This is a genomic window from Gordonia asplenii, assembly GCF_012933505.1.
In the GTDB taxonomy this organism is placed as follows: domain Bacteria; phylum Actinomycetota; class Actinomycetes; order Mycobacteriales; family Mycobacteriaceae; genus Gordonia; species Gordonia asplenii.
Genome location: NZ_JABBNB010000017.1, coordinates 1 through 22,120, shown reverse-complemented (window position 1 = coordinate 22,120; position 22,120 = coordinate 1). Strand labels below are relative to the sequence as shown.

23 protein-coding genes are annotated in these 22,120 nt (G+C 63.8%); 5 read left to right on the top strand and 18 right to left on the bottom strand.

All coding sequences use genetic code 11. The annotated features are described in order from the left end of the window. Nucleotides 1-12: 12 nt before the first annotated feature. The 14 genes from HH308_RS16485 to abmR all read right to left on the bottom strand — a co-directional run bounded on the left by HH308_RS16485 (nucleotide 13) and on the right by abmR (nucleotide 10,643). Nucleotides 13-264 carry a HypC/HybG/HupF family hydrogenase formation chaperone gene (locus tag HH308_RS16485; protein WP_170195320.1) on the bottom strand — a complete coding sequence of 84 codons (252 nt, stop codon included), beginning with the start codon at nucleotides 262-264 and terminating at the stop codon, nucleotides 13-15. 3 nt (nucleotides 265-267) lie between these two features. After that, nucleotides 268-762, bottom strand: coding sequence for a hydrogenase maturation protease (locus tag HH308_RS16480; protein ID WP_170195319.1), 495 nt, complete (start codon nucleotides 760-762; stop codon nucleotides 268-270). A 7-nt stretch (nucleotides 763-769) separates the two neighbouring features. Further along, nucleotides 770-889 carry a DUF6893 family small protein gene (locus HH308_RS30720; RefSeq protein ID WP_376767228.1) on the bottom strand — a complete coding sequence of 40 codons (120 nt, stop codon included), beginning with the start codon at nucleotides 887-889 and terminating at the stop codon, nucleotides 770-772. After that, the gene (locus HH308_RS16475; protein WP_170195318.1) at nucleotides 886-2,292 is read right to left on the bottom strand and encodes a hypothetical protein; all 1,407 of its coding nucleotides are present in this window, start codon (nucleotides 2,290-2,292) and stop codon (nucleotides 886-888) included. The genes HH308_RS30720 and HH308_RS16475 overlap by 4 nt, the downstream gene beginning before the upstream one ends. After that, nucleotides 2,289-2,936 (bottom strand): DUF6084 family protein, encoded by a 648-nt coding sequence (locus tag HH308_RS16470; protein ID WP_170195317.1) that lies wholly within the window; start codon nucleotides 2,934-2,936, stop codon nucleotides 2,289-2,291. Before HH308_RS16470 ends, HH308_RS16475 begins: the two co-directional genes overlap by 4 nt. After that, complete coding sequence (locus tag HH308_RS16465; RefSeq protein ID WP_170195316.1) at nucleotides 2,933-3,574, bottom strand: DUF5947 family protein; 642 nt, start codon at nucleotides 3,572-3,574, stop codon at nucleotides 2,933-2,935. Before HH308_RS16465 ends, HH308_RS16470 begins: the two co-directional genes overlap by 4 nt. Further along, nucleotides 3,571-4,482: a NifU-related iron-sulfur-binding protein gene (locus HH308_RS16460; RefSeq protein ID WP_170195315.1), complete on the bottom strand. Its 912-nt coding sequence runs from the start codon at nucleotides 4,480-4,482 to the stop codon at nucleotides 3,571-3,573. The genes HH308_RS16465 and HH308_RS16460 overlap by 4 nt, the downstream gene beginning before the upstream one ends. 3 nt (nucleotides 4,483-4,485) lie before the next feature. Beyond that, the gene (locus HH308_RS16455; protein WP_170195314.1) at nucleotides 4,486-6,279 is read right to left on the bottom strand and encodes a nickel-dependent hydrogenase large subunit; all 1,794 of its coding nucleotides are present in this window, start codon (nucleotides 6,277-6,279) and stop codon (nucleotides 4,486-4,488) included. A gap of 93 nt (nucleotides 6,280-6,372) precedes the next feature. Next, nucleotides 6,373-7,428, bottom strand: coding sequence for an NADH-quinone oxidoreductase subunit B family protein (locus tag HH308_RS16450; protein WP_170195313.1), 1,056 nt, complete (start codon nucleotides 7,426-7,428; stop codon nucleotides 6,373-6,375). A 79-nt stretch (nucleotides 7,429-7,507) separates the two neighbouring features. Beyond that, nucleotides 7,508-8,362: a hydrogenase nickel incorporation protein HypB gene (hypB, locus tag HH308_RS16445; RefSeq protein WP_170195312.1), complete on the bottom strand. Its 855-nt coding sequence runs from the start codon at nucleotides 8,360-8,362 to the stop codon at nucleotides 7,508-7,510. Between the two features lie 2 nt (nucleotides 8,363-8,364). Next, nucleotides 8,365-8,694: a hydrogenase maturation nickel metallochaperone HypA/HybF gene (locus HH308_RS16440; protein ID WP_170195311.1), complete on the bottom strand. Its 330-nt coding sequence runs from the start codon at nucleotides 8,692-8,694 to the stop codon at nucleotides 8,365-8,367. Between the two features lie 297 nt (nucleotides 8,695-8,991). Next, entirely contained in the window at nucleotides 8,992-9,231 is a 240-nt protein-coding gene (locus HH308_RS16430; protein WP_170195309.1) for a DUF6400 family protein, read from the bottom strand. 164 nt (nucleotides 9,232-9,395) lie between these two features. Then, on the bottom strand, nucleotides 9,396-10,001 hold the full coding sequence (locus HH308_RS16425; protein WP_170195308.1) for a hypothetical protein: 606 nt from the start codon (nucleotides 9,999-10,001) through the stop codon (nucleotides 9,396-9,398). Between the two features lie 114 nt (nucleotides 10,002-10,115). Further along, nucleotides 10,116-10,643, bottom strand: coding sequence for an ATP-binding transcription factor AbmR (gene abmR / locus HH308_RS16420; protein ID WP_170195307.1), 528 nt, complete (start codon nucleotides 10,641-10,643; stop codon nucleotides 10,116-10,118). Between the two features lie 129 nt (nucleotides 10,644-10,772). On the opposite strand from abmR, the gene HH308_RS16415 reads away from it, so the two are divergent. Continuing rightward, the gene (locus HH308_RS16415; protein WP_170195306.1) at nucleotides 10,773-11,264 is read left to right on the top strand and encodes a DinB family protein; all 492 of its coding nucleotides are present in this window, start codon (nucleotides 10,773-10,775) and stop codon (nucleotides 11,262-11,264) included. A 704-nt stretch (nucleotides 11,265-11,968) separates the two neighbouring features. Here HH308_RS16415 and HH308_RS16410 read toward each other — a convergent pair. Together HH308_RS16410 and HH308_RS16405 are read right to left on the bottom strand one after the other, a co-directional pair. Beyond that, a complete protein-coding gene (locus HH308_RS16410; RefSeq protein ID WP_170195305.1) occupies nucleotides 11,969-12,451 on the bottom strand; it encodes a hypothetical protein in 483 nt (160 codons plus the stop codon). A gap of 71 nt (nucleotides 12,452-12,522) precedes the next feature. After that, entirely contained in the window at nucleotides 12,523-12,972 is a 450-nt protein-coding gene (locus tag HH308_RS16405) for an Ltp family lipoprotein (RefSeq protein WP_170195304.1), read from the bottom strand. Nucleotides 12,973-13,407: 435 nt separating this feature from the next. Here HH308_RS16405 and HH308_RS16400 point away from each other — a divergent pair, with 435 nt between their 5' ends. Then, complete coding sequence (locus HH308_RS16400; protein ID WP_170195303.1) at nucleotides 13,408-13,677, top strand: DUF7218 family protein; 270 nt, start codon at nucleotides 13,408-13,410, stop codon at nucleotides 13,675-13,677. Nucleotides 13,678-13,838: 161 nt separating this feature from the next. Here the strand turns inward: HH308_RS16400 and HH308_RS16395 are convergent, their stop codons facing one another. Next, complete coding sequence (locus tag HH308_RS16395; protein WP_170195302.1) at nucleotides 13,839-14,330, bottom strand: hypothetical protein; 492 nt, start codon at nucleotides 14,328-14,330, stop codon at nucleotides 13,839-13,841. 279 nt (nucleotides 14,331-14,609) lie between these two features. Here HH308_RS16395 and HH308_RS16390 point away from each other — a divergent pair, with 279 nt between their 5' ends. Next, the gene (locus HH308_RS16390) at nucleotides 14,610-15,164 is read left to right on the top strand and encodes a hypothetical protein (protein ID WP_170195301.1); all 555 of its coding nucleotides are present in this window, start codon (nucleotides 14,610-14,612) and stop codon (nucleotides 15,162-15,164) included. A gap of 245 nt (nucleotides 15,165-15,409) precedes the next feature. Here the strand turns inward: HH308_RS16390 and HH308_RS30460 are convergent, their stop codons facing one another. Beyond that, entirely contained in the window at nucleotides 15,410-17,260 is a 1,851-nt protein-coding gene (locus HH308_RS30460; protein ID WP_211188558.1) for a Rho termination factor N-terminal domain-containing protein, read from the bottom strand. A gap of 319 nt (nucleotides 17,261-17,579) precedes the next feature. Here HH308_RS30460 and HH308_RS16380 point away from each other — a divergent pair, with 319 nt between their 5' ends. Then, nucleotides 17,580-18,476 (top strand): hypothetical protein, encoded by an 897-nt coding sequence (locus HH308_RS16380; RefSeq protein ID WP_170195300.1) that lies wholly within the window; start codon nucleotides 17,580-17,582, stop codon nucleotides 18,474-18,476. A gap of 1,189 nt (nucleotides 18,477-19,665) precedes the next feature. Further along, nucleotides 19,666-22,071: an endopeptidase La gene (gene lon, locus HH308_RS16375; protein ID WP_170195299.1), complete on the top strand. Its 2,406-nt coding sequence runs from the start codon at nucleotides 19,666-19,668 to the stop codon at nucleotides 22,069-22,071. Nucleotides 22,072-22,120 lie beyond the last annotated feature (49 nt).

Below are 22,120 nucleotides of genomic sequence, written 5' to 3'. Positions count from 1 at the left end.
CGGGCCGCCGCGTCAGTCGCTTGCGGGCCGCGGGCGGCCCATCATCTCCAAGCCCGACATCGCCGCCCGCGCTCCCGCGGGGTCGACTTTCTCCATCGCGAAACCCATGTGGATGACGATCCAGTCCCCCGCGCCGACGGTGACGCCCTCGGGCAGCATGCCGATGTTGACGCGCCGATTCTCACCGGCCACATCGACGAGGGCGAGCTGGTCGCCGTAGCCGTCCAGCATCCGTACCACCTGACCGGGTATTCCGAGGCACATGGGTCAGCTCTCCGTTCTCATCGGCGCCAGTATGTCGTGCACGACGCGGGTCACGGCGTCGACGGCGACGGGCACCGCTGCTTCGACTGCCGGACTCAGCTGCATGCCTTCCTCGACGGTCGCTACCTCGCACCCGATGACGATGGTGCGCGGCATCGCGCCGCCGAGCGCTCGCACGTTGGCGATCACGGCACCGGGGTCCATTCTGTGCGCGTCGAATCCGACGTCGCTGCGGGCCTCGGTGTCGGCCTCGAAGACATGCACGGTGCCGGGGGCGCCGCGATCGGGGATCGCGTCCACGAGGATCAGCGTCTGGCAGCCGTCGAGCAGTTCGTAGGCGAGGTGCAGACCACGAATGCCGAAGTCGGCGACCCGCACGCTGTCGGTCGGAACGTCGAGCGGCGCATGCAACATTCGCCGCAGCACTTCCGGGCCGAACCCGTCGTCGCCGAGGAAAATGTTGCCGATACCGGCGACCAGTGCCTGTAGCTGCGGCATCGGTCGGCTACATCTGCCGAATGCGCAGGTATCTCTTGATATCCGGGATGGAACTGATTCCGACGGCGAGGCCGGCTACGACCGCGATTGCCACCGCGGCGGTGGCGATTTCTCCGATTGTCCTCATGATGGATTTTCCTTTCCGATTCCCCCCGCCGACTCTGGTGACTCTTCCGGCTCGATTGGCTGGACCTCGTCGGGTGCGAAGTAGAGGTAGCGGCCGTACCACTCGTGCAGTTCGCCCGCTGGATCGTCGAGGAGCACGACGCCCACGTGGGTGTCACCGTCGACGTCGGCATGCACGGTCGCCACCTTGGCGAGCCGGCCCGCATAGAACAGGTCGTGCGCGTCGGCGCGTCGCGACGGGCGCAGCCGCACCGTCGTACCTTTGGCGACGAGCACCCCGTCGACCAGTACGCCGTCGACGTCGGGCTGCACGCTGCCGTCGGCTTCCTCGGTCCACCAAGGGATCTCGTCGTCGAGTCGAGGCACCAGCCGCCCGTCCGGCAGCAGCCGTTCGCCGGGATCGGACAGCGCGTGCGGATTGCGCAGGACACCGTGCAGTTGTTGCAAGGACTCCGGCGACATGGCGTCGCACCGGTCGATGATCTGTGCGGCCAGCGGATCGGTCGCGCGCGCCTGCGCCTTCTCCTCGTCGGTCATCGTCATCACGCGCAGGCTGAGGATCTCGTCGATCTCGGTGGAATCGAACAATGCGCCGTCACTCTGTTCGGCTATCTCGGGATAGTCGTAGAGGATGATCGGGGAGACCAGCGCGACGTCGGTGTCGCCGGGCAGCCCCGCGAGCACCGGGAAGCAGCGCTGTTGTACGCAGCCGGCCACGACGTCGACAGCGTAGTCCGGTGGTTCGAGAAGCGAGATCAGTTGTGCCGCATCGACCGTCACGATCTGATGGGCACCGATCATCGAATGTTCGATGGCGGTCTGCTTGGTCGGCAGCGCATCTGACCGCCAGGTGTTGGACATCTGCAGGGTCAACCGCACGAGGTCGTCCACGCGCTCGGCGGCCAGGTCGAGCCGGCCGTGCAGTGGCACGCGCGTCCGGACCAAGCGCCCCGCGTCACCGAGTGCTTCGACGTCGTGCGCCGCATCGACGTCGACCTGGACACATTGTCCGGCGAACAGTTCCGGCAGTCCGAACGGCCCCGCAGATATCTCGCACTCGGCAGCCTCGTCCCAGCTGACATAGCGGGTGCCGTCGACTTCGAGCTCGTCGGTCGCGACGAATCCGCCCGGCCCGGCGCGCTCGACACCGCGATGCTGCAGGTGCAGAAAGCGCACCACGATCGTGACCGTCGCGGCGGGCGAGGCTTGCAGGACCAATTGACACGACATGACCGATTCTTCGCCGACGCCGGCCGCCGCAGCTCCCGGCGGGCCTAAGACGCCGAACTGCCAACGGGATTGATTCTTGTTCGAGGTGCACCGGTACGGATAGAGCAGGTATCCCTCGTACAACACGGCGTCGGCGACGGCGCGAACCCTGTCGTGCCCGGTGGGTGCGCTCATTTCGAGACCTCCCGCACGTCGGTCAGCAGGTGCTCGACGGCGTCGTCCATGGTGAGCAGCCCGCGATCGGATTTGTACTGCGCCAGTGCCGAAAGAGTCCCATGATCCAGTCGCACCCAGCCGCTGTTCGGGAAATGCATTCGCATGAGAGTGCGCCAGACACCGACCGGCAGATCGTAGGAGGCCTGGCGGTCCCAGGGCACTCGCTCGACGGTGAAACCGCTCGCTCCTTTGGTGAAGACCGTTCCGCTGAAAAGGAATTCGAGCGGGATTGGCGTTGCGGACTCGTCGAGCGCGTGCAGGAATTTCGACGCCGACACCTCGAAGTCGTAGGTACACGGCATCGGCAGATCCACCTCCCGCGAACCCGTGAAGCCCTGCACCATCGTGTCCGCGTGCATCCACAGCATGCTGCGCAGTGTGGTGGTCCACCTTTCGCGCGGGCCGAACAGATCCAGCAGACCGGCCGCCTCGGCGTCGGAGTAGCGCCGCTTGTGCGGCTCGATCTTGACCTGGCAGCGCAAGGCGATGGCGTGCACCGTGGCGCCGCTGGTTTCGTCGATCCGCAGGCGGGCAGACAGATTCGGCGCCGCAGCGAACTGTTCCGGCGCGACGTCGGTCACGGTGAACACGAGATCGGTCATGGCGAGGTCGCCATCGTGCTCCGGGACCGAATGGTTTCGAAGAACTCGTCGATCTCTCGTCGCGCATCCTGGCCGCCGTCGAAACCTCGCCACACCGAACGGAGTCGTCCCACCAGCTGATAGCACGCGTCGATGGGGACGAGGAAACACTCGGGATCACCCCCGTGATCCGGTACTCGTATCAGTAGCGCTTCGACGTCGTCGGCCACCTGCGCGATGAGGGGATTGGCGGCGGTCACCTGCTTCCAGGCCGACAGCGGGAGCCCCGATTCTGCTGCGCCGGCAGGTCCGGGATAGAAGGCGACGGTCTCATCGATGGTGGAGTTGCGGAAGAAGAAGGCAACGCCGACCGGTATTTCCAGCGCGTCCCACGTTCCCGGGGCCAGGGCGAAGTCGGGGAAAGTCAGGTAGCGGTCCGGCACCGATCGGTAGCGCAACTGCGCCCCTTGTTCGGTGAATAACAGATAGCAGCCTCGGCACACGCACATCAGTTGGCGGGCTTGCAGTGCGACGACGTGGGAATGCTCGTCGCCGATCGGTTCTGCGCACATTTCGCAGCGCTCGCCGATGACGGGTGCCGGGCGGTTGGCTGTTATCCGCCGCAGCACCTCCAACGGTGAGCCGGCCTGCTGTGTCACCCGGCCCCCTCGGGTACCGGAACCGCAACCGCGAGCGTGCCGTCGCGAACCAGCACCGGGAATGGGTCGAGATGGTCTGCTGGATGGTCGAGGCCTCGACCAGCACCCCGGACGTCGTAGTGCGCACCGCAGGTCGGGCACCGCAGCACGGCGTTGCCGACGCTGCCGGCCCCGCGTTGCAGCACGACGCCGGCGAGCGAATTCATACAAGCCGGACATCGGTCCCGATAGGCGAACAGATCGTCGTCGATTCGGCAGACGAGCATGGTGAGACCGCCCAGCGCGTAACCGCCGACTTCACCGGGCAGCAGGTCGTCGAGTTCGGGCACCGGGATCCAGGTCCCATGCCCGGGGGAGGGGGTCGAATGCACCTTGGCGAGCAGGGAATCCGCCGGAATGAGATCGGGCGTCGAGGAGGGGGCCGGTTCGGTGTCGACGACGATGTCGGTGGTCTCCGGCGCCGCGGCGAGCACCGCATCCTTCACCGCGAGCTCCAGGGTCACCGACGACGACGGGCAGGTCTTGCAACTCCCGGTCAGGCGCAGCCGAACGACGCCGTCGGCCGTGACGGCCAGGAGATCGACGTCTCCGCCGTGCGAACCGAGATACGGCCGGACACTGTCCAATGCGGCACGCACTCGCGTTGCGACGTCGTGCGGATGCAGACCGTGTACCAGCAGCAGGCTCGCTATCAATTCATCGGCCGCCAACTCGTCGAGCGTACGGGGATCGAGCAGCGCGACCATGCGCTGCAGTCCGGCACCGTAGAGGTCGACGACCTCGCGAACCAGCTGATCAGCGCGCTCCCGCGCGAGTGTCCCGCCTGCCGAACTGGCGTCGAGCAATGTCTCTATTCGCTCGCCCGCAGAACGCCAGTCCGGATCGATTCGTCCCTCGTCCGGGGCCATCGGTCACTCACCGGTGACGGATTGGGTCGGCGAGTGCAGCTTCTCCAGTGTCTTGCCCTCGCCGAGATACATGTGGACGCCGCACGGCAGGCACGGATCGAAGCTGCGGACGGTTCGCATGATGTCGATGCCCTTGAAGTGGTCTCGGTCGTTCTCCTCGAAGATCGGACAGCCCTGCACCGCGTCCTCGTACGGGCCCGCAGTCCCATAGCTGTCACGCGGGTTGGCGTTCCACGGAGTCGGCGGATATGGATGGTAGTTCGCGATCTTCCCATCCCGAATCACCATGTGGTGCGACAACACACCCCGTACCGCCTCGGTGAATCCGCAGCCGATGCCCTCGTCGGGCACCTCGAACTTCTCCCAGGTCTTGGTGCGGCCCGCGCGGATCTCGACCAGCGCCTTCTCCGCGAAATGCAGAGCACACGCCGCGGCGTACGCCTGGAAATACGTGCGCGCCCTATTGCGTTCGATGGTGTTGGATCCGTGCTCGGGGATCTTCCACTCGAATTCGACGGGTCCCTTCAGGACGGTCTTGGGCAGATTTATCTTTACGCTGTGCCCAGTGGACTGCACGTAGCCGATGTCGACCAGGCCGGCCAGGGCCGTCGACCAGAGTCGGGCCAGCGGTCCACCGCCGGTGTCGAGTGCCAGGTGGTCGGTGCCGTCGAACCAGCGCGGCGACATCACCCAGCTGTACTTGTCGTCCATGTCGCGCTTCTGCGGGTGCGGATTGGTGTGCTGATTCCACGGATGCCTGCGATCGACGGGATTGCCGAGGGGATCGGTCTTGACGAACATCTCCTGATCGGTCCAGTCGTCGTAATACGAACTGCCCAAGAGGATTCGGATGCCGAGATTGATGTCTACCAACGACGTGGTGACCAGCTTGCCGTCGACGACGACGCCCGGCGTGACGAACATCGACCGTCCCCATTTCTCCATGTCCTTGTAGGCGAAGTTGCAGACGTCGGGATCCTGGAACGACCCCCAGCAGCCCAGGAGGGTTCGGCGCAAGCCCACCTTCTCGTAGCCCGGTAACGCCTCGTAGAAGAAGTCGAATAGGTCGTCATGCATGGGGACGACCTTCTTCATGAACTCCACGTAGCGCATCAGGCGGCTCATGTAGTCGGTCATCAGCTGGATGGTTGCCACCGTCCCCACCCCTCCCGGGTAGAGCGTGGACGGGTGTACGTGACGTCCCTCCATGAGGCAGAACATCTCGCGGGTGGAGCGGCTGACCTGCAGCGCCTCCCGATAGAACTCACCGGTGAACGGATTGAGCGAACGCATGATGTCGGCGATGGTCCGGTACCCGTGCTCGCCTTCGTGCGGTGCGCGGGTGTTCTCCGCTCGTTCGAGGACGCCGGGGTTGGTCTCCGAGACCATTTTCTCGCAGAAGTCGACGCCGACGAGGTTCTCTTGAAAGATGTTGTGGTCGAACATGTATTCCGCGGCTTCACCCAGATTGACGATCCACTCACCGAGTGCCGGCGGCTTCACGCCGTAGGCCATATTCTGCGCATAGCAGGAGCAGGTGGCGTGGTTGTCGCCGCAGATGCCGCAGATTCGGCTGGTGATGAAGTGCGCGTCGCGCGGATCCTTGCCTTTCATGAAGATCGAATAGCCGCGGAAGATCGACGATGTGCTGTGGCATTCGACGACTTCCCTCTGTTTGAAGTCGATCTTGGTATAGATGCCGAGGCTGCCGACGATGCGCGTGATCGGATCCCACGCCATCTCGACGAGGCCGTCAGAGTCCGTCTTGCTCGTAGGGTCGGGAATGATCGTTGTCATCGACGTGCCTCTCAGAACTGCTTGGGAACGATCGTTGTCATCGACATGCCTCGCAGAACCGCTCTGAACGCCGGAGCGTTGTCGTAGCAGTGCCTACCAGGTGCGGGTGGCGCCGGTCGTGAGCTTGGTGCCGCGTGTACGCCAGTGCGGCTCTTTGTCCAAGGTCTTCTTGGTGATATTGCGCAGACTGCGGATGGCCGAGCCGTACACACCGGATGCGGTGGTCGACAGCTTTCCCCCGGGCGGCTCGTCCATGAACGGCATGAACTTGTCCGGGAAGCCGGGCATGGTGCACCCGATGCAGATTCCACCGACATTCGGGCAGCCGCCGACGCCATTGATCCAGCCGCGTTTGGGAACATTGCATTTCACGACCGGACCCCAGCACCCGAGCTTGACGATGCACTTGGGCGAACCGTATTCGGTCGCGAAGTCACCCTGTTCGTAGTAGCCGGCGCGATCGCACCCTTCGTGCACGGTATTGCCGAAGAGCCACTGCGGCCGCAGCGCGTCGTCCAGCGGAATCATCGGTGCCTGACCGGTGGCCATGTAAAGCAGGTAGGTCAGCGTCTCGGACAGGTTGTCGGGTTGAATCGGACAGCCCGGAACACAGACGATCGGTATGCCCGCCTTCGACTTCCACTCCCAGCCGAGATAGTCGGGTACACCCATCGCTCCGGTCGGATTGCCTGCCATCGCGTGGATACCACCGTAGGTGGCGCACGTCCCGACAGCGACGATCGCCGTCGCTTTCGGGGCGAGCCGATCGAGCCACTCGCTCGTCGTCACCGGCTGACCCGTGTCGCGATTGTTGCCGAATCCGCACCAGTAGCCGTCTTTGTGCAGTTGTTCGTTCGGAATCGAGCCTTCGACGACAAGAACGAACGGCTCGAGCTCGCCACGGTCCGCTTTCCAGAACCACTCGAGGAAGTCGTCCGCGCCGCCCTGAGGACCGCATTCGAAATCGATCAGCGGCCAGTGCACCGCGATCCTGGGGAGTCCGGGGAGCGCCCCGAGGGCGATCTCTTCAATGCTGGGCTGCGTCGCCGCGGTCAACGCTACCGAATCGCCGTCACAACTGAGGCCCGCGTTGATCCATAAGACATGGATCAGAGTGTCCTCGGCAGCTATCGCTTCCTTAGTCGGCATCACAACTGCCTTCCGGGGCCAGGCACCAGACCCCTGTGCCACTGGAGTCGACCCTCGGCTTACTTGTGTGACACTCTATTTATTTAGCTCTCGGTAGGACCACCCTGTCAAGGTCGCCGAGCTGCGCCCACCGCTGTGAAATCCACTCGTACCAGGTCGGCAGCCCCTCGCCGGTGGTCGCTGAAATGGTCAGTAGCTCGAGTCGCGGATTGACCGAGCGCGCATAGGCCTCGCACGCGGAGAGGTCGAAGTCCACGTAGGGCATCAAGTCGATCTTGTTGATGATCGCGAGGTCGGCACCGGCGAACATATGAGGGTATTTGAGAGGTTTATCCGTTCCTTCGGTCACCGAAATGATGACGACCTTCGCTTGTTCGCCGAGGTCGAACAAGGCTGGGCAGACGAGGTTTCCGACGTTTTCGATGAATAGCAGCGAATCCGTCGGTGGATCCAGTGTGACGAGGGCGCGATGGGTCATCTCGGCGTCGAGATGACAGCCGGTGCCGGTGTTCACCTGCACGACCGCACAGCCGGTGGCTTCGATTCGCGCTGCGTCGAGCAGGGTCTCTTGATCGCCCTCGATCACGGCGATCCGCCGATCTCCGGACAGCTCCCGAATAGTCCGTTCGAGCAGTGTCGTCTTGCCGGCGCCGGGCGAGCTCATCAGGTTCAGCGCCAGGATGTTACGACTCTCGAGCCATCCGCGGTTGCGTTGCGCGAGTTGGTCGTTCTTGGCGAGCACCTTCTGTTCGAGCGTGATCGTCTCGGTCGGCGGCACGTGTTCGTGATCGTGGGTGTGTGAGTGACTGTGATCGTGCGCGTGCGCGTGCGCGTGCTCGTGCTCGTGCGGATGACTGTGCGGTTCTCGCCCGTCGTGGGGAACCGTGATCACCGCTGCGTCGTCTTCCCCACCGCAACCACAAGTCGCACACATGTTCAGCTCACTTCCATCGACATGATCCGTAGTTCACGACCCGACACGACCTCGACATCCGCACTTCCGCACGGGCACAACAAGATCAGGTCGGTCAATGCGAAGTCGACTCCGCAGTCGCGGCAGTGCGCGCGTCCGGGCGGCTGGTCGATGATCAGCTCTGCGCCCGCCGCGACCGTCCCCTCGGTGATCAGTTCGAAGCAGAACTGCATTGAATCGGGGACGACGGCACAGAGGTTGCCGACCTGAACGCGGACACTGTGCACCTGTCGGCCCGCAGCGTGTTCGCAGACCGAGTCGACAACGCTTTGAGTGATCGCCATTTCGTGCATCACAGCCTTCCGACCCGCTGATCTTCACGATAGGTGCCGCCGCTGGCGTGCACAACGACCTGACGCGACGCCGCCTACGCGACCTTCCATCGTCGGGCGCGTTGCCCGCGTCGGGTATCTACACCCCAGAGGTGAGCGCAATCGGGACACTGCAGATGGACGACGGTTCCGTCGTTGCTCAACAGGTACAGCCAGTGCCGGTCGCAGTTGCGGCTCGAAGCGCAGTCTCCGCAGTGGGATTCGTGAGCGCATACGGGACACGGCAGCCACGCGCGTCGGGAGAAGTCCGCGCAGGGATCAATGGGCAACATCGGCCACGCCCCGACTGGGTAACACACCGGCTTCGACCAGCTCTTCATACGTGCTCTGCTGTTCGGAGTCGAGATTCGAATAGAGCATGTCGTGGGCCCGCGCTTCCTCGGCGAGCGCACTTACCGGATCCCACGCATCGCCCATCGCCGCGAGAACGGCGTTGCGTCGCCTGGCCTCGTCGAACGTGAGGTCGAATGCGACCGAGAGTGCGCAATCGTTTCCCATCTGACCACCTTCATGCCGCTGTCTGTGTCATGTGAGCCCAGCGGTGCCCTAATCAACATAGGCTACCCTATATTAGGGTAGCCTATGTTTTAGTAGCTGCGGGAATGTGTTCGGTGCGCGATCGTCCGGTCGAAAGAATCCAGAGCGGTGTCCTTTGGGCGGGCTTACCGATGTGTGGTCGTACGCCGGGTCCGTGTCGTGCTCTTGGTTCTGGTGGCTGTCTTAGTCGTGGTGCGCTTCGTGGTCGTCGTGCGGTGGGCGTAGCGCGCCATCGCGGGAACCGCCCATGCGGTGGCGGCCGAGAGTCCCGCTCCCGCGTCGCCGAACCGGATGTAGGACGGCGAGATGTTCGACGGCGTGCTGAACACGATGGTGCTTTCGCGGTGTCCGGTGATCGGGGTGTCATCGACGCTGCCGACGTGCGACCGATTGTTGCGCTCGACGATCGTCCAACGCTTCGACGCCGGGACCGCCCCGCGGCTGACGTCGTACACGACGTTCGCCTTGATCCGGTTCTCCGCTGAGCGCCAGACTCGCGCCACCGTGACAGTGGCGGCGTATCCACCGTTCTCGGTGCCGGTGATCTGCTGCGTACGGCCCAGCGGCAGCCCCTGCGGCGCGGTGTTCGCCTGGGTTGTCGTGGCGGCGACGCCGTGTGTCGTCGTCGAGGTGCTGCGGGAATCGGATCCGCACGCGGTGACGACGGTGCACGCCAACGCCACGGCGATGAAGCCCGCGGCGCGGCGATTCGAGCTGGTGAACTTGGTCATATCTGGCACAGTAGCGAGACATGGTCGGCGGTTGAGTCGGCTGATCGAACGAGTGAGGCGGCGCCGAATCGGTGTGCGAGCGACCGGACTCGGTGCCGGTCGCTCGGTGAATGCTTACAGTCCTGGTCCCTGTGCGCGGACGTCGTCGACGGCGGACATCGCTTCGCGCAGGCGTCCGAGCCAGTCGTCGGCGTGCTCGCCGACCAGGGTCACGCACCACGAGAGGGCGTCGGCGCGCGAGCGGGCCACGCCGGAGTCGACGAGGGTGTCGAGGACGAGTCGTTCGGGTTGGCGCAGTCGGGTCATGACGGGGACGGCCTGGTGGGTGAACAGGATGCGTTCATCGCCGAGTTGAACGCCCCACGAGACCCGACGCAGGTAGCGGGCCTGCGCTTCGTCGGCGATGCGCATGCGCTGGTCACGGGTGTCTTCGCGGAATCGGGCGGCGTGGCCTTCCTGTTGCGCCGCGGATTCGTCGGCTGCTTCGGCGAGTTTGCCGACGACGACGATCTCGTCGCGGTCGACGGTGACCTCGGCGGGGCCGTCGAACCACGCCTCGGGTAGGCGGCCGGCGAACCAGTCCGCGGCGTCTTGGGCGTCGGGTGCTTTGCGCTGTGCGCCGCTGCCTCGTGGTGCCATCATTTCTGTTCTCCTTCGGTGCTTGATTACTTGATTACAGTGTTACACCGACATCGGCGCGTTGTCGATGACGATGATTGCCGTGCGACGGTGACGCATTACGTTGGAGGGCAACCAGACTTGGGAGGGGCGATGGACTTCGCGGTGTTCGGATCGCAACGAGAGCTTGTCGAGGACATGATCGACCGGAACCGGGAGGCGCTCATCGCATCGGTGAGTCGATTGTCGGACGGCGATTCTCGGCGGCGCCTCGTGCCCTCGGCGACGACGCCGATCGGGCTGATCAAACATGCGGCAGCGGCCGAACGCTTCTGGTTTCAGCGTTTCCTCGGCGGGCGCACCGAATCGGAGTGCGATGGGCCGGCGTCGCCGGGTGCGTCGAGTTACATCGTTGGGGATGGCGACAGTCTCGGCGACGTCGTCGCAGAGTTCCGTGCCGCGAGCGAGCAGTCTCGGTTGATCGCGGCTGATGTCGACCTGACCGACACGCGGCTGAATTCGCGTGGCGACACGGTCAGCGTCGGCTACGTGTTCCTACACATGATCGAGGAATTGGCGAGGCACGCGGGGCACGCGGACATTCTGGTCGAGCAGATCTCGGCCGGCGGGGACCCGCCTGAGTAGGGTGTCGCGCCTAATGGTGTTGTATCTTGCGCGCACCGTGCTTCGCCGAATCCTGCTGGTTGAGCGAGGCGAAGCTGAGTCGAAATCGCTGTGACGCTGAGGGTTTCGTTGTTGCGGGGCTGGTGGGGTTTCGACTCGCTGCGCTCGCTCAACCGGCAGGGGACCGCAACGTCATACGACTGTTTAGGTATTGATATCTGGCGGGCACTCTGCTTCGCCGAATCCTGCTGGTTGAGCGAGGCGAAGCTGAGTCGAAACCACTGTGACGCTGCGGGTTTCGTCGTTGCGGGGTGGGCGGGGTTTCGACTCGCTCCGCTCGCTCAACCTGGTTTCACCGGTTCGGGCACTCCATCTGCTGGTTGAGCCGTGAGGAGCGCTAGCGACGAGCGTGTCGAAACCTCTGTACCGCAATGCATTTGATGGTGGCGCACTTGTCGAACTGTGATGGTATCGAACAGCGAGGCGTGTGCACCCGTAGGGTGCACACGCGTCACTTGCCGGGTGGCATCGCCGATATTGGCGCAGACCGTCGAAAGTCGTTGTGGCTGAGAGGTTTCGACACGGACTCGGCTAGCGCCTCGTCCGGCTCAACCAGCGGAAGGGTCCACCATCGGTGAATCCAGGCTCAACCGGCAGAGGAACGCAACGGTTAGGCAACTCTTTAAGTGCGACACATCACTAGTTCGCCCTGGACGGATGAGTGCTCAGATCACCGTGAATCGCACCGTGCAGCGCACCGGCGCGACGGGGAACATACCGTGCGGCTGCGCGTAGATCGTGACGTCGAGCGGGCCGACGCCGGGATGGATCGTCGCGGAGTAACTGGACGGGCCCGAGAGCGGCAGAAGGAACTGGTAGCGCTGCACCGTGTCGGTGAAGGAACGAGATCCGTGTGCCCCCGTACGAGGATTGCGCCAGGATACGGTTCCCGACACCTGATACGGAGCGATGAAGGTAACCGCCTCTTGCAGGTAGAGGACGACGTTGTTGTGAACGATCGGCTGCGATTGTTGCTGTGCGTGAATCGACACCGCGTACGGCTGGTCGACGATGTTCGGGCTGGTGCCTTGGCAGGTGCGGTCGTCGAGCCGCCCGATGGTGTCAGCCGACGCCGCGCCGATGCCCGCATGGAGGGCTGTCGCGACGAGGAGAACAGTGCACAGCCGGGCGATCATTCGTGAGGTCATGTGCTGAGTATCGCCCGGCCGGGCAAGTTTGTTAATGGTGCTAATTAATTGTTATCTGATCGTGTTGTACGTCAGAGGCCTGCCGCGGCAACGCCATATTCCGCTTGTGTGGCGGTGAATCCTTCGTATTCGAGTTGATCAATGAGACCGGACCGAGAGAATGAACTGGTCTGCAAGTAGGTCTTCGCGGACTTCGCGGCCTGCTCATTCCAATTCACCGTGATGTGGTCGACGGCGTATACGGCGTCGTCGTACGAGAACTTCTCATATTCGAGCTGCTCGATGAGGCCTTTGCGTGAGAACGAGCTGGTGTCGAGGTAACTCCGTGCGCTGCCGATTGCGTTCAGTTGACTCGGGGTCGCAGCGGTCACCCGCAGGCCCTGGGTGGCAGAGATGATGCCCTGCAACGGGTTTGGTGACGAAGTCGAGGGGTGGGCGGCGGCTTGTCCGGCTGCGCCGATGGCGAGAGCGGCAGTGATGGTGGAGACGGCAGCGGTGAAACGCCGAGAATGTGCGTTCATGGGTAGAAAATACCTGCCCGCCGGGAGCTGTGAATAGAGTTCGTTTGGACTACTTCGGCGGATAACGCATAGTAGTGGCAATTGCACAACGTTCCACTTCGAGTGACACTGAGAATATTGGCCAGTTCGGTGAACCCGAGAACAATGGTCGGCGCCCTGGTCTCTAGAGAACATTCCGCCGATTCTCGTTGTGGATCGAATTGTCTGCGGGCGAGCTGGAGAATCGATCGGGCCCGTTACTCCGGGAAGTCGCTGCCGACGGTGGGGTGTCAGATCGCTCCTTCCCGACCAACACGCCGTCGGGCCGGCTTCGGGTGCCGTCGCGCCCGTCGTAACTGCCGGTCAACGGACGGCGGGTCGCTTGCATGATTGAACGTCGCCGACGTTGGGTATGCCATCCGAACGAGATCGTCGAGTCACGGAAGGAACCCTGAAATGCCGCAGAAGAGTCCCGGTCCCAGTGTCAAAGACAAAGAGCTATACGAAGAACTGCGCGACCGCGGTGATTCGAAAGAGAAGGCCGCGCGGATCGCCAATGCCGCCGCGAACTCCAGTCGTAGCGAGGTCGGCCGCCGTGGCGGCTCGTCGCCGGCGTACGAGGACTGGACCGTCGAGGACCTGCGCAAGCGTGCGCGAGAACTCGATGTGTCCGGTAGATCGACGATGACCAAGAGCGAGTTGATCGACGCGCTGCGCAACCGGTAGCGCCTCGACGAGGTTCGATGGCTGACCTGCAGCGGAACAGGAAGTGCGCGACAGCCAGAGCCGTTGACGTGGCCCGGCCGTCGGACTGCTCTGACCCACGCGGCGCGAGGTCGGGTGAGCATGCTGCCGCGCGGGGGCGCGGTTACGACTGCGGGGGGACCTCACGTTTCGATAGCCCAGACGGTGAGCAGAAGTCCAGCTTGAACGCTTTCGTCGTAGCTGATGCTCAGCTGATCACCGCTCTTCGTGGTGGCGAGGTATATCTGTTCACTCCGATTGAGGTTCGGTCTGCGGACCTCAGTTTCAATGGGCCCGTCATTGAGGCTGATCATCGTTCGCTCCACGTCCTCGCTGACACCCGATCGCCTCAGCAAGGCATCCCGCGCAGCGCGAGATGCTGTGCGCACCAACACTTTTGCCGAGGAGTCCGGATAGCTCGGATATTCTTCGCACGCGACGACGGTCTCGGCGTCGGACAGACGCAAGCCCATCCCGGCAGCATAGGGGAGGACAGATTCGCACGGGTCGCGGTGAACTTCCCGCAGAACCGTGATCAATCCGCCGACCAGCAGAGCGACTGCGATCGCTGCGCATCCAAGCGATAGCCAGACCGGACGCACCCGCAATCTGTCTGCCTTGTGTCGATCGCGCATCCACGCCATCGTAGCGGCGGGCATCGGTGGCGAGTGGTCGCTGCGCCGCGTCGACGCGGATTCCGGACTTCCCGATCGAGGGTTTGTCGGCGAGTCTGCGTGGCGCTGTACGTTGAGGCCATGCGTCGGCCTGACAACGAAGTTCCCGTGTCGGTACCTGTGTGTGGAGTGCTCAATCGAAGTCCCGACCTCGTGATTGCGATGACGTCGACGTTGGTGTTCTCGGATTGTGTCGAGTTCACTGTCGAGGCGTACCGGCGATCCGTGCACGGTGTCCCGATGTCCGGCTACGGGTTCGGTCGGCCCGAGACGAGCGGATTCTCCAGTCCGCCTCTACTGTTCGGCATCGAGTTCTCGGATGGGACGTTCGCGTCGAACATGCCCGGTGGTCGCAGGATGCACGGTGGTTTGTCCAACGGTCGAACCGGTCACGGGGCGCCGCGACATTTCGAAGTCACGTTGCGACTGGACCACCTGCCGCCCGCGGGGCCGTTCACCGTCGTGACCGCCTGGCCGTTCTATGAGGTCCCCGAGGCGCGAGTCGTCTTCGACGCTGCGGTGATCCTGGCGGCCGCCGACGACGCCGAGCGACTCTGGGAAAGCGCAACTGCGGACGTCGACTGGGAACGGCCCCGACTCACCGCCGACGAGCAACTCCTCGTGATGCCCCTAACCGGCTGGTTTGCTGAGCGCTTCGACCCGACGCCGCCGCCTCCGAAGTTCGACGAACACGGCAACGAGATTCGGTATGTGCCCGTGATCGTCGACGAACAGGGGAATTGCACCGAAGTCACGCCAGTTCGCGGGTGGCGGATGGCCCGGGACGACGAGTGAGAACCTACAAACCCGTGTAGGTTCTCAGCTCGCGTGTCAGGGGTGAGCTGGGAGTTCTCACGTAGCTGTCAGCTCTGGATTCTCACTAAGTTGTCATGATCTCGGCTGGGGCGGTTCAACTGGTCCCCGTCCCCGTCCCCGTCCCCATCCCCGGACTCGGCGGCGGTTGGGTTGGCGAGACCGCTGCGGTAAGCGGTAACCACAAGTTGCCTCATCGATCCGCGGCACCGCGGGGATAGAGCCGATCAGTTCTGGGCGGACCTGATCAGGTCAACCAGCTCTGACTTTCGAAGCCCGGAATACCCGCTCAAGCCGAGGGCCCTGGCCAGATCACGCAGCTCGGTCACGGTGCGCTCCCGTAAGTCACGTACACCGCCCGTGCCCGCAGCCTCGTGTGTCAGCGGTCGCGCGACCACTCGGCCATCTATGTCCGGGTGCTGTTCAACCATCACCTCGCGCATAGGGGCGTCGCCGACCGGGCGGACAACGACATAGCCAGGTCCGGTCTCGATTGCTTCAACACGTTCGCAGTGCTGCCGCACCGTGACGTTGAGGTCGATCTGGCTACCATCGAGCGATATCGATATTCCGCCGAAGGCTAGGAGCTCCCACTCCCCGGCCATGGGGATGTCGGGGTGGTGTTGCACGATTCGTAGCGAGTCCCATGGACGTGCGACCGGTTCGTCGGCCGCCGTCAACTCGGCTGCCCGCCGCAGCAACGCCACCTCGGCGCCGTCTCCGCGGTGAGGCACTTTGAGCGGGACCGGCGTCCAACGTTGCACAGCTATCAGGTCTTGGACGATCTCAATCCAATCCTGAGCTGACTCGGCGAGCGTCGCATCCTCCGCAACATACGTCGGGGGAATCACGGACGGGCCGTGCGGAACCCGGATCTCGACCTGCTGGCCACCCGACCACAGCCGGGCTGCGAACACAAGAGAGGGCAGTACCTGGTGTGGCGCCGCGCCTGCGATCTGCTTTGCCCAGGTGCCCAAGATGTATCCCAAGGGGTGTCGATGAAACGTCAGCACAATTCCCACCGCGCCTGAACTGCCGACCATCTGCCTCCCGATCGCCCCCTCCGTGGTCACAAAGCCTGACAGCTCTAAGGCCAATGAATCGTCGCCGCCCTCTTCCCCGCTGATCCTGGTCATGAGCAGCTCGAGGTTCTCCCACGAGTTCAGAACTACCTGGTCGGTGAGACCAATTTCCACAGGCCCTGCCGGGGTGGTGAGACCCGGGGGCATCACAGCATCGACCACTTCGCCGGCGACCGGTGACTCTGGCGCGACTCCGAAGTCGAGAAACGCCCGTACATCGGGGCTGTCCTCGAGGCGCAGGGTGACCATCATTGGAGTCGGATTGAACGCTTCCGCCTCAACCGAGATCGCCGACACCGATGTGCGGATGTAGTAATCGTCCGAGATCTTCCGATAGTTCTCCAGCCCTTCCTGCGCGGTGAAGACCGGGCGATTTCGGATCGACTCAAGCGGCTGGACTTCATTCGCGGGGACGACTTCGAGGCGATACCGGTAGAACGGGCTGAGCTTGTCGAGTTCCTGTTGCAGCTGGACGTACCGGGTTGCAAACACGTCTAGCCCGCCGACACCGATGTCAGCTGACAACGCGACGAGATTCGTGAGCAGCTCGTTGATTCGCTCCGCTCCGTCCTCGAAGAACAGTTTCACAAGGTTCAGGTGGCGGGAACACATGCCGTCTAGGTGAGCCTTGCCCAGCCACTTAATAGGGAAGCTGGCGCCCGTCGTTAGCTGAGCCAGCCAGTTCTCTCGCACTTCGGTCGGGTCCCACGGCATGACGAGGAACCAACCTTTGATGATGTTGTCGGCGCCGAAGTCGTCGTTAACGCGATCCCAGGATTTCCTGACCTCGGTCTCCTGCGATGATGTGAGGGCAGAGTTGTACTTCTTCACCTGGTAGACGTCGAATCCGTCACCATTGGGCACCTTGATATCGACCCCGCCGTCCCCCTGAGCTGGCGTGATCCGCGAGCCGTCCGGGTGATCCAACAGAATCAGTGCGGCAACGAATCGCTCTACGTCGTCGCCTTCAAGATCGCCCCAGGGAACTCGCGCCACGATCGCCTCCGTTGTAGTCCCGCCGAGTCTTGTCGTAACTACACGGGCTTCTGCCCAAGAACTTACATGCACCCATCGGTGTCCGCGGCGAACGCGTGCTGGCAAGTTTCGGTGCTTCACCTGAGGCAGCTACGGCAGTCCCGAGGCCACTCGCAGTACTGACCGGCGGCTACTCCACTAGGTCACCAGAGCCGCGACGACGTAGGAAATGTCCGCCGCGCGTCGAGCACGGCGGAGAGTGTGGTACGTAGCTAAGACACCGGCTGTAGGGTTTCAGCGGGTGCCCGAGTCATCGTGGCCGCGCCGGTAGCCTGAACCGATGACGAAAGCGACGCCGGTCTGCACCCACGCGAAGTGCGCGAAAAAGGACAACGCTGAGCAGATCGCTCTTGATGTTATAGCCGCGCGCACGTCGTTGTCCTTCCACCGAGTCTGCGAGGACGAGAGGGTCGGGAAGGTCCCCGACTACCGGTCGACCTGCGCGACGGTGGCGGTGGAGGTCAAGAAGCTGACCAGTGCAGCGATGGAGTGGCACATTGACAAACTCAACCAGCAGTTCCAGGGGCGCGGGTTTCATCCAATGCGCTCGTTGCAGGAGACCTGGATGCTGCTGATGGACACGACCGAGGCCCGCGAGTCCTGGGACATCCTCCGCCAGTCGACCGGTAAACCCAGAAAGCCGCGGTTCGACACAATGCTGCCAGCCCTGGAGGCTGCACTCGTACAGGTCGAAGCTGAGGGGGCGAATGACTTCTGGCGCAACAGTGCAGTGTCAGCCGCCGTCGGCTACCCGGTTTGTGGCACCAAGATTCCGGCTCCGTCGTTGGGCCAGCGCCCGTTCGGTCCGGGCGTATTGCTGAACGACGCCTACGGCGGCGTGCGCTCGACTGATCTCGACATCGACGTCTCTGGCTTCCTCAATGACTGGCTGTCGTCGGAGCGGTCGTCGAACGCACGGGAATCGCTACGTGCAGAGACGGGCTGGAGGATCGCGGCCCTCGTAGCAGATAGCTCCGGTCCAGCCAAAGACATGCTCGCCACGATCCGAGACTCCGAAGGAGCACCGAGCGCGCCGTTGAAGCTGCCTGTCGAGATCGATGAGGTGATCCTCATCGCGTGGCCTGCGCGGGTCATTCTCACCTACGGCCACCGCGACGGATGGCATCGGGAGCCGTTGCTCAACCTGACGATGTCGGGTTCGCGCGTCAGCCAGTAGTCGCCTGAGGAAAATCGCGCCCTCTGCCGACGCGCGGCGCGGGATGTGGCTAGCTAGTGCGCCGCGTGAGCGGGGCAAATGGGGGACACCTCAATGCCACACTCGCGATTTGATGTTGCGTGCGCAAGCAAACGCGGCGGGTCGACGCTAAACCTATGGCGCGGCGCCTGACGCCCCCGCACGGCGATCATCAGTCGGGTCAGTCAGCGCCGATGTGTTCTTGACGTGGCGCCGACACCGATAGGCCGACACTGGACCAGACATGCTATCGACCCGTCAAACCAAACCTGGTCGCCGGTGCTCAGTCGATAGGTGCCTGCCATTGCGCTTGAACGGGTTCGAGCAGGCTACAGGGTTGGAGTGGTCGTCGAAGGTTTGCTCTCAAGGTTCCGAGCCAGGTCATCTCGAAGAGAAGTGGCGCGGCCCCTCGATTCCGGCCGCCGCCAGCAAGCTCTCGGCGCGATTGAAGGTGAGGGGCGCTTCGAAACTCAGCGCGTCACTGTTCTCTGGGAGCGACGATCGCGACTCGTGGCGACTCAATGCCAGGAAGCGAATATTGGCGAGGAAGGTGGCGTCTGCTCCGGTCCACACCTCGTAGCCGGCTCCGAGTCGATCGTCAACAGCGATCTGTCTGGTCCAGGCGAAGACCGCACATACTTTCTCCTTCGCGGGTCACGTGAGGCGTCTTCACATCGACGACGGTTGCCGACCCATCCTGTCTGCAGAGCAGGAAGTCAGGTGCGTGGCGTCGGCCCGAGTCGCCATCGCACCCTGCGATCCAGAACGGCTGAGCTGATATCCACGCGACATCACAATCGAAGTCTGCGACAAGGATCCTGTCCATCTCAAGGCGACTCTCGTAGACAACGTGATCCCGACTGGTCCGGGTTCAGCAGAGCCCGGGGTAGTGCCGTTGGGCCCGCATGTGATGACGGCAATCGAACAGGCGATGGCCTGCCAAGTGCCGTGGTCTTTTGATCGCCCACGCAACAGATCACGGCTTGCCGTCTTGTGTGATGTACCGCAGCTCGGCGTCGCCGATTAGGTCTGCCACCTCTTCATGCTGCGCTCTGACGACTACGTGAGAGCTGTGACACCTACCTCCACCGTTCGCCCCAGGCGAAATATTGCCGGGAACAAATATCCAGCCACCTAGGTTGAGTGCATCAGACTTAACTTTGGAGGTTTGATGTCTGGCACCTATTCAGTTCCCGTCCTCTTCGTCCCTGACCTGGTTGTACTTCCCGGCATGGTCGTGCCGGTGCCGCTCGACGACACCGCGCAAGCCGCCGTCGACGCGGCCCGGGCGAGCGAGAGCGGCAAACTGCTGATCGCACCGCGACTCGACGACCGCTACCCGACGTACGGCGTCATCGCGTCGATCGTGCAGGTCGGGCGTATGCCCGGGCGAGGCGACGGGGAATTCAACAGTGGTTACGTCGCCGTCGTCAAGGGCGAGCGGCGAGCGCACATCGGCACCGGAACGTCCGGACCGGGTGCGGCCCTGTGGGTCGAGGTGGAGACCGTCGACGAATCGTCGGTCACCGATGAGACCCGCGAACTCGCGGCCGAGTACAAGAAGGTCGTGCTCGCGATGCTGCAACGTCGGGAGGCCTGGCAGGCGATCGACGTCGTCAACCGGCTGACCGACCCGTCGGCGCTGGCCGACACCGCCGGCTACGCCACCTGGCTGACCGACGCCCAGAAGCGTGACCTGCTCGAAACGCCCGACGTCGACACCCGGCTGCGGCGCCTCACCGAGCTCACCAACGAGCACCTGGCCGAGACCGAGGTCAGCGAGAAGATCGCCAACGACGTCCGCGACGGCATGGAGAAGCAGCAGAAGGAATTCCTGCTCCGCCAACAGCTCAACGCCATCCGCAAAGAGCTCGGCGAGGATGAGCCTGACGGCGCCGACGATTACCGCGGCCGCGTCGAGGCCGCGGACCTGCCCGACGACGTGCGCAAAGCAGCGCTGCGTGAGGTCGGCAAACTGGAACGTGCCAGCGATCAGTCGCCGGAGACCGGGTGGATCCGCACCTGGCTCGACACCGTCCTCGACCTTCCGTGGTCGGTGACCACCGAGGATTCCACCGATATCAAGAGTGCGCGCGAGATCCTCGACGCCGATCACCACGGCCTCGACGACGTCAAAGACCGCATCGTCGAGTACCTGGCGGTTCGTGCCCGACGTTCCGAGCGCGGCATGTCCGTCATCGGCGGACGCGGTTCGGGCGCCGTGATGGTGCTTGCCGGTCCGCCCGGCGTCGGCAAGACGTCGCTCGGTGAGTCCGTGGCGCGTGCCCTGGGCCGCAAGTTCGTCCGCGTCGCCCTCGGCGGTGTCCGCGACGAGGCCGAGATCCGTGGTCATCGGCGCACTTACGTCGGCGCTCTGCCCGGTCGCATCGTGCGCGCCATCGGCGAAGCAGGATCGATGAATCCCGTTGTGCTGCTTGATGAGATCGACAAGGTCGGCTCCGACTACCGCGGTGATCCCGCGGCGGCGTTGCTGGAGGTCCTGGACCCGGCGCAGAACCACACGTTCCGCGACCACTACCTCGATCTCGATCTCGACCTGTCCGACGTCGTGTTCCTCGCGACCGCGAACGTCGTCGAGAACATCCCGTCGGCACTGTTGGACCGGATGGAACTCGTCACGATCGACGGCTACACCGAAGACGACAAGGTCGCCATCGCCCGCGACTACCTGGTCCCGCGTCAGTTGGAGCGCACGGCGCTGACCTCCGACGAGGTGACCATCACCGACGAGGCGCTGCGTGAAGTCGCCGCGAACTACACCCGCGAGCCCGGGGTGCGGCAGTTCGAACGACTGCTTGCCAAGGCACTGCGCAAGGTGGCGGTGCAGCAGGCTTCCGACAACACGCACTTGACCCGCGCCGGGAGCGGAGCGAGCGGGCGGATAATTACCGTCGACGTCGACTCGCTCAAGGACTACCTCGGACGTCCCCGGTTCACCCCGGAGGCCGCCGAGCGGACCGAAGTGCCCGGCGTCGCAACAGGTTTGGCGGTCACCGGAATGGGCGGCGACGTACTGTTCATCGAGGTGCTCAAGGCGAGCGGCACGTCGGACGAGAACAACACCGGCCCGCAGCTCAAACTGACCGGACAACTCGGCGATGTGATGAAGGAGTCGGCGCAGATCGCGCTGAGCTACGTGCAGGCGCATGCCGTCGACTTCGGCATCGACCCGGCGGCGCTCAACGGCACCGTGCACATCCACTTCCCGGCCGGAGCCGTCCCGAAGGACGGGCCGTCGGCGGGCGTGACGATGGTGACGGCGCTGGTGTCGATGCTGACCGGCCGGCGCGTACGCTCCGACGTCGGGATGACCGGTGAGGTCACGCTGAACGGTCGAGTGCTGCCGATCGGTGGCGTCAAGCAGAAACTGCTTGCCGCGCAGCGCAATGGGCTGAAGACCGTCTTCATCCCGCAGCGCAACGAGCCCGACCTCGACGACGTCCCCGCCGAAGTGCTCGACCGCTTGGAGGTCAAGCCGATGACCGACGTCGCCGACATCGTGGCCCAGGCGCTGGAGGCGACTGCAGCCGTAGCGGCGGGAGCCGACGCCGCGTAGCTCGCAGGTCGCGAAGATCAGGAGGATAGTGGGCTACGGAGGGCAGCCT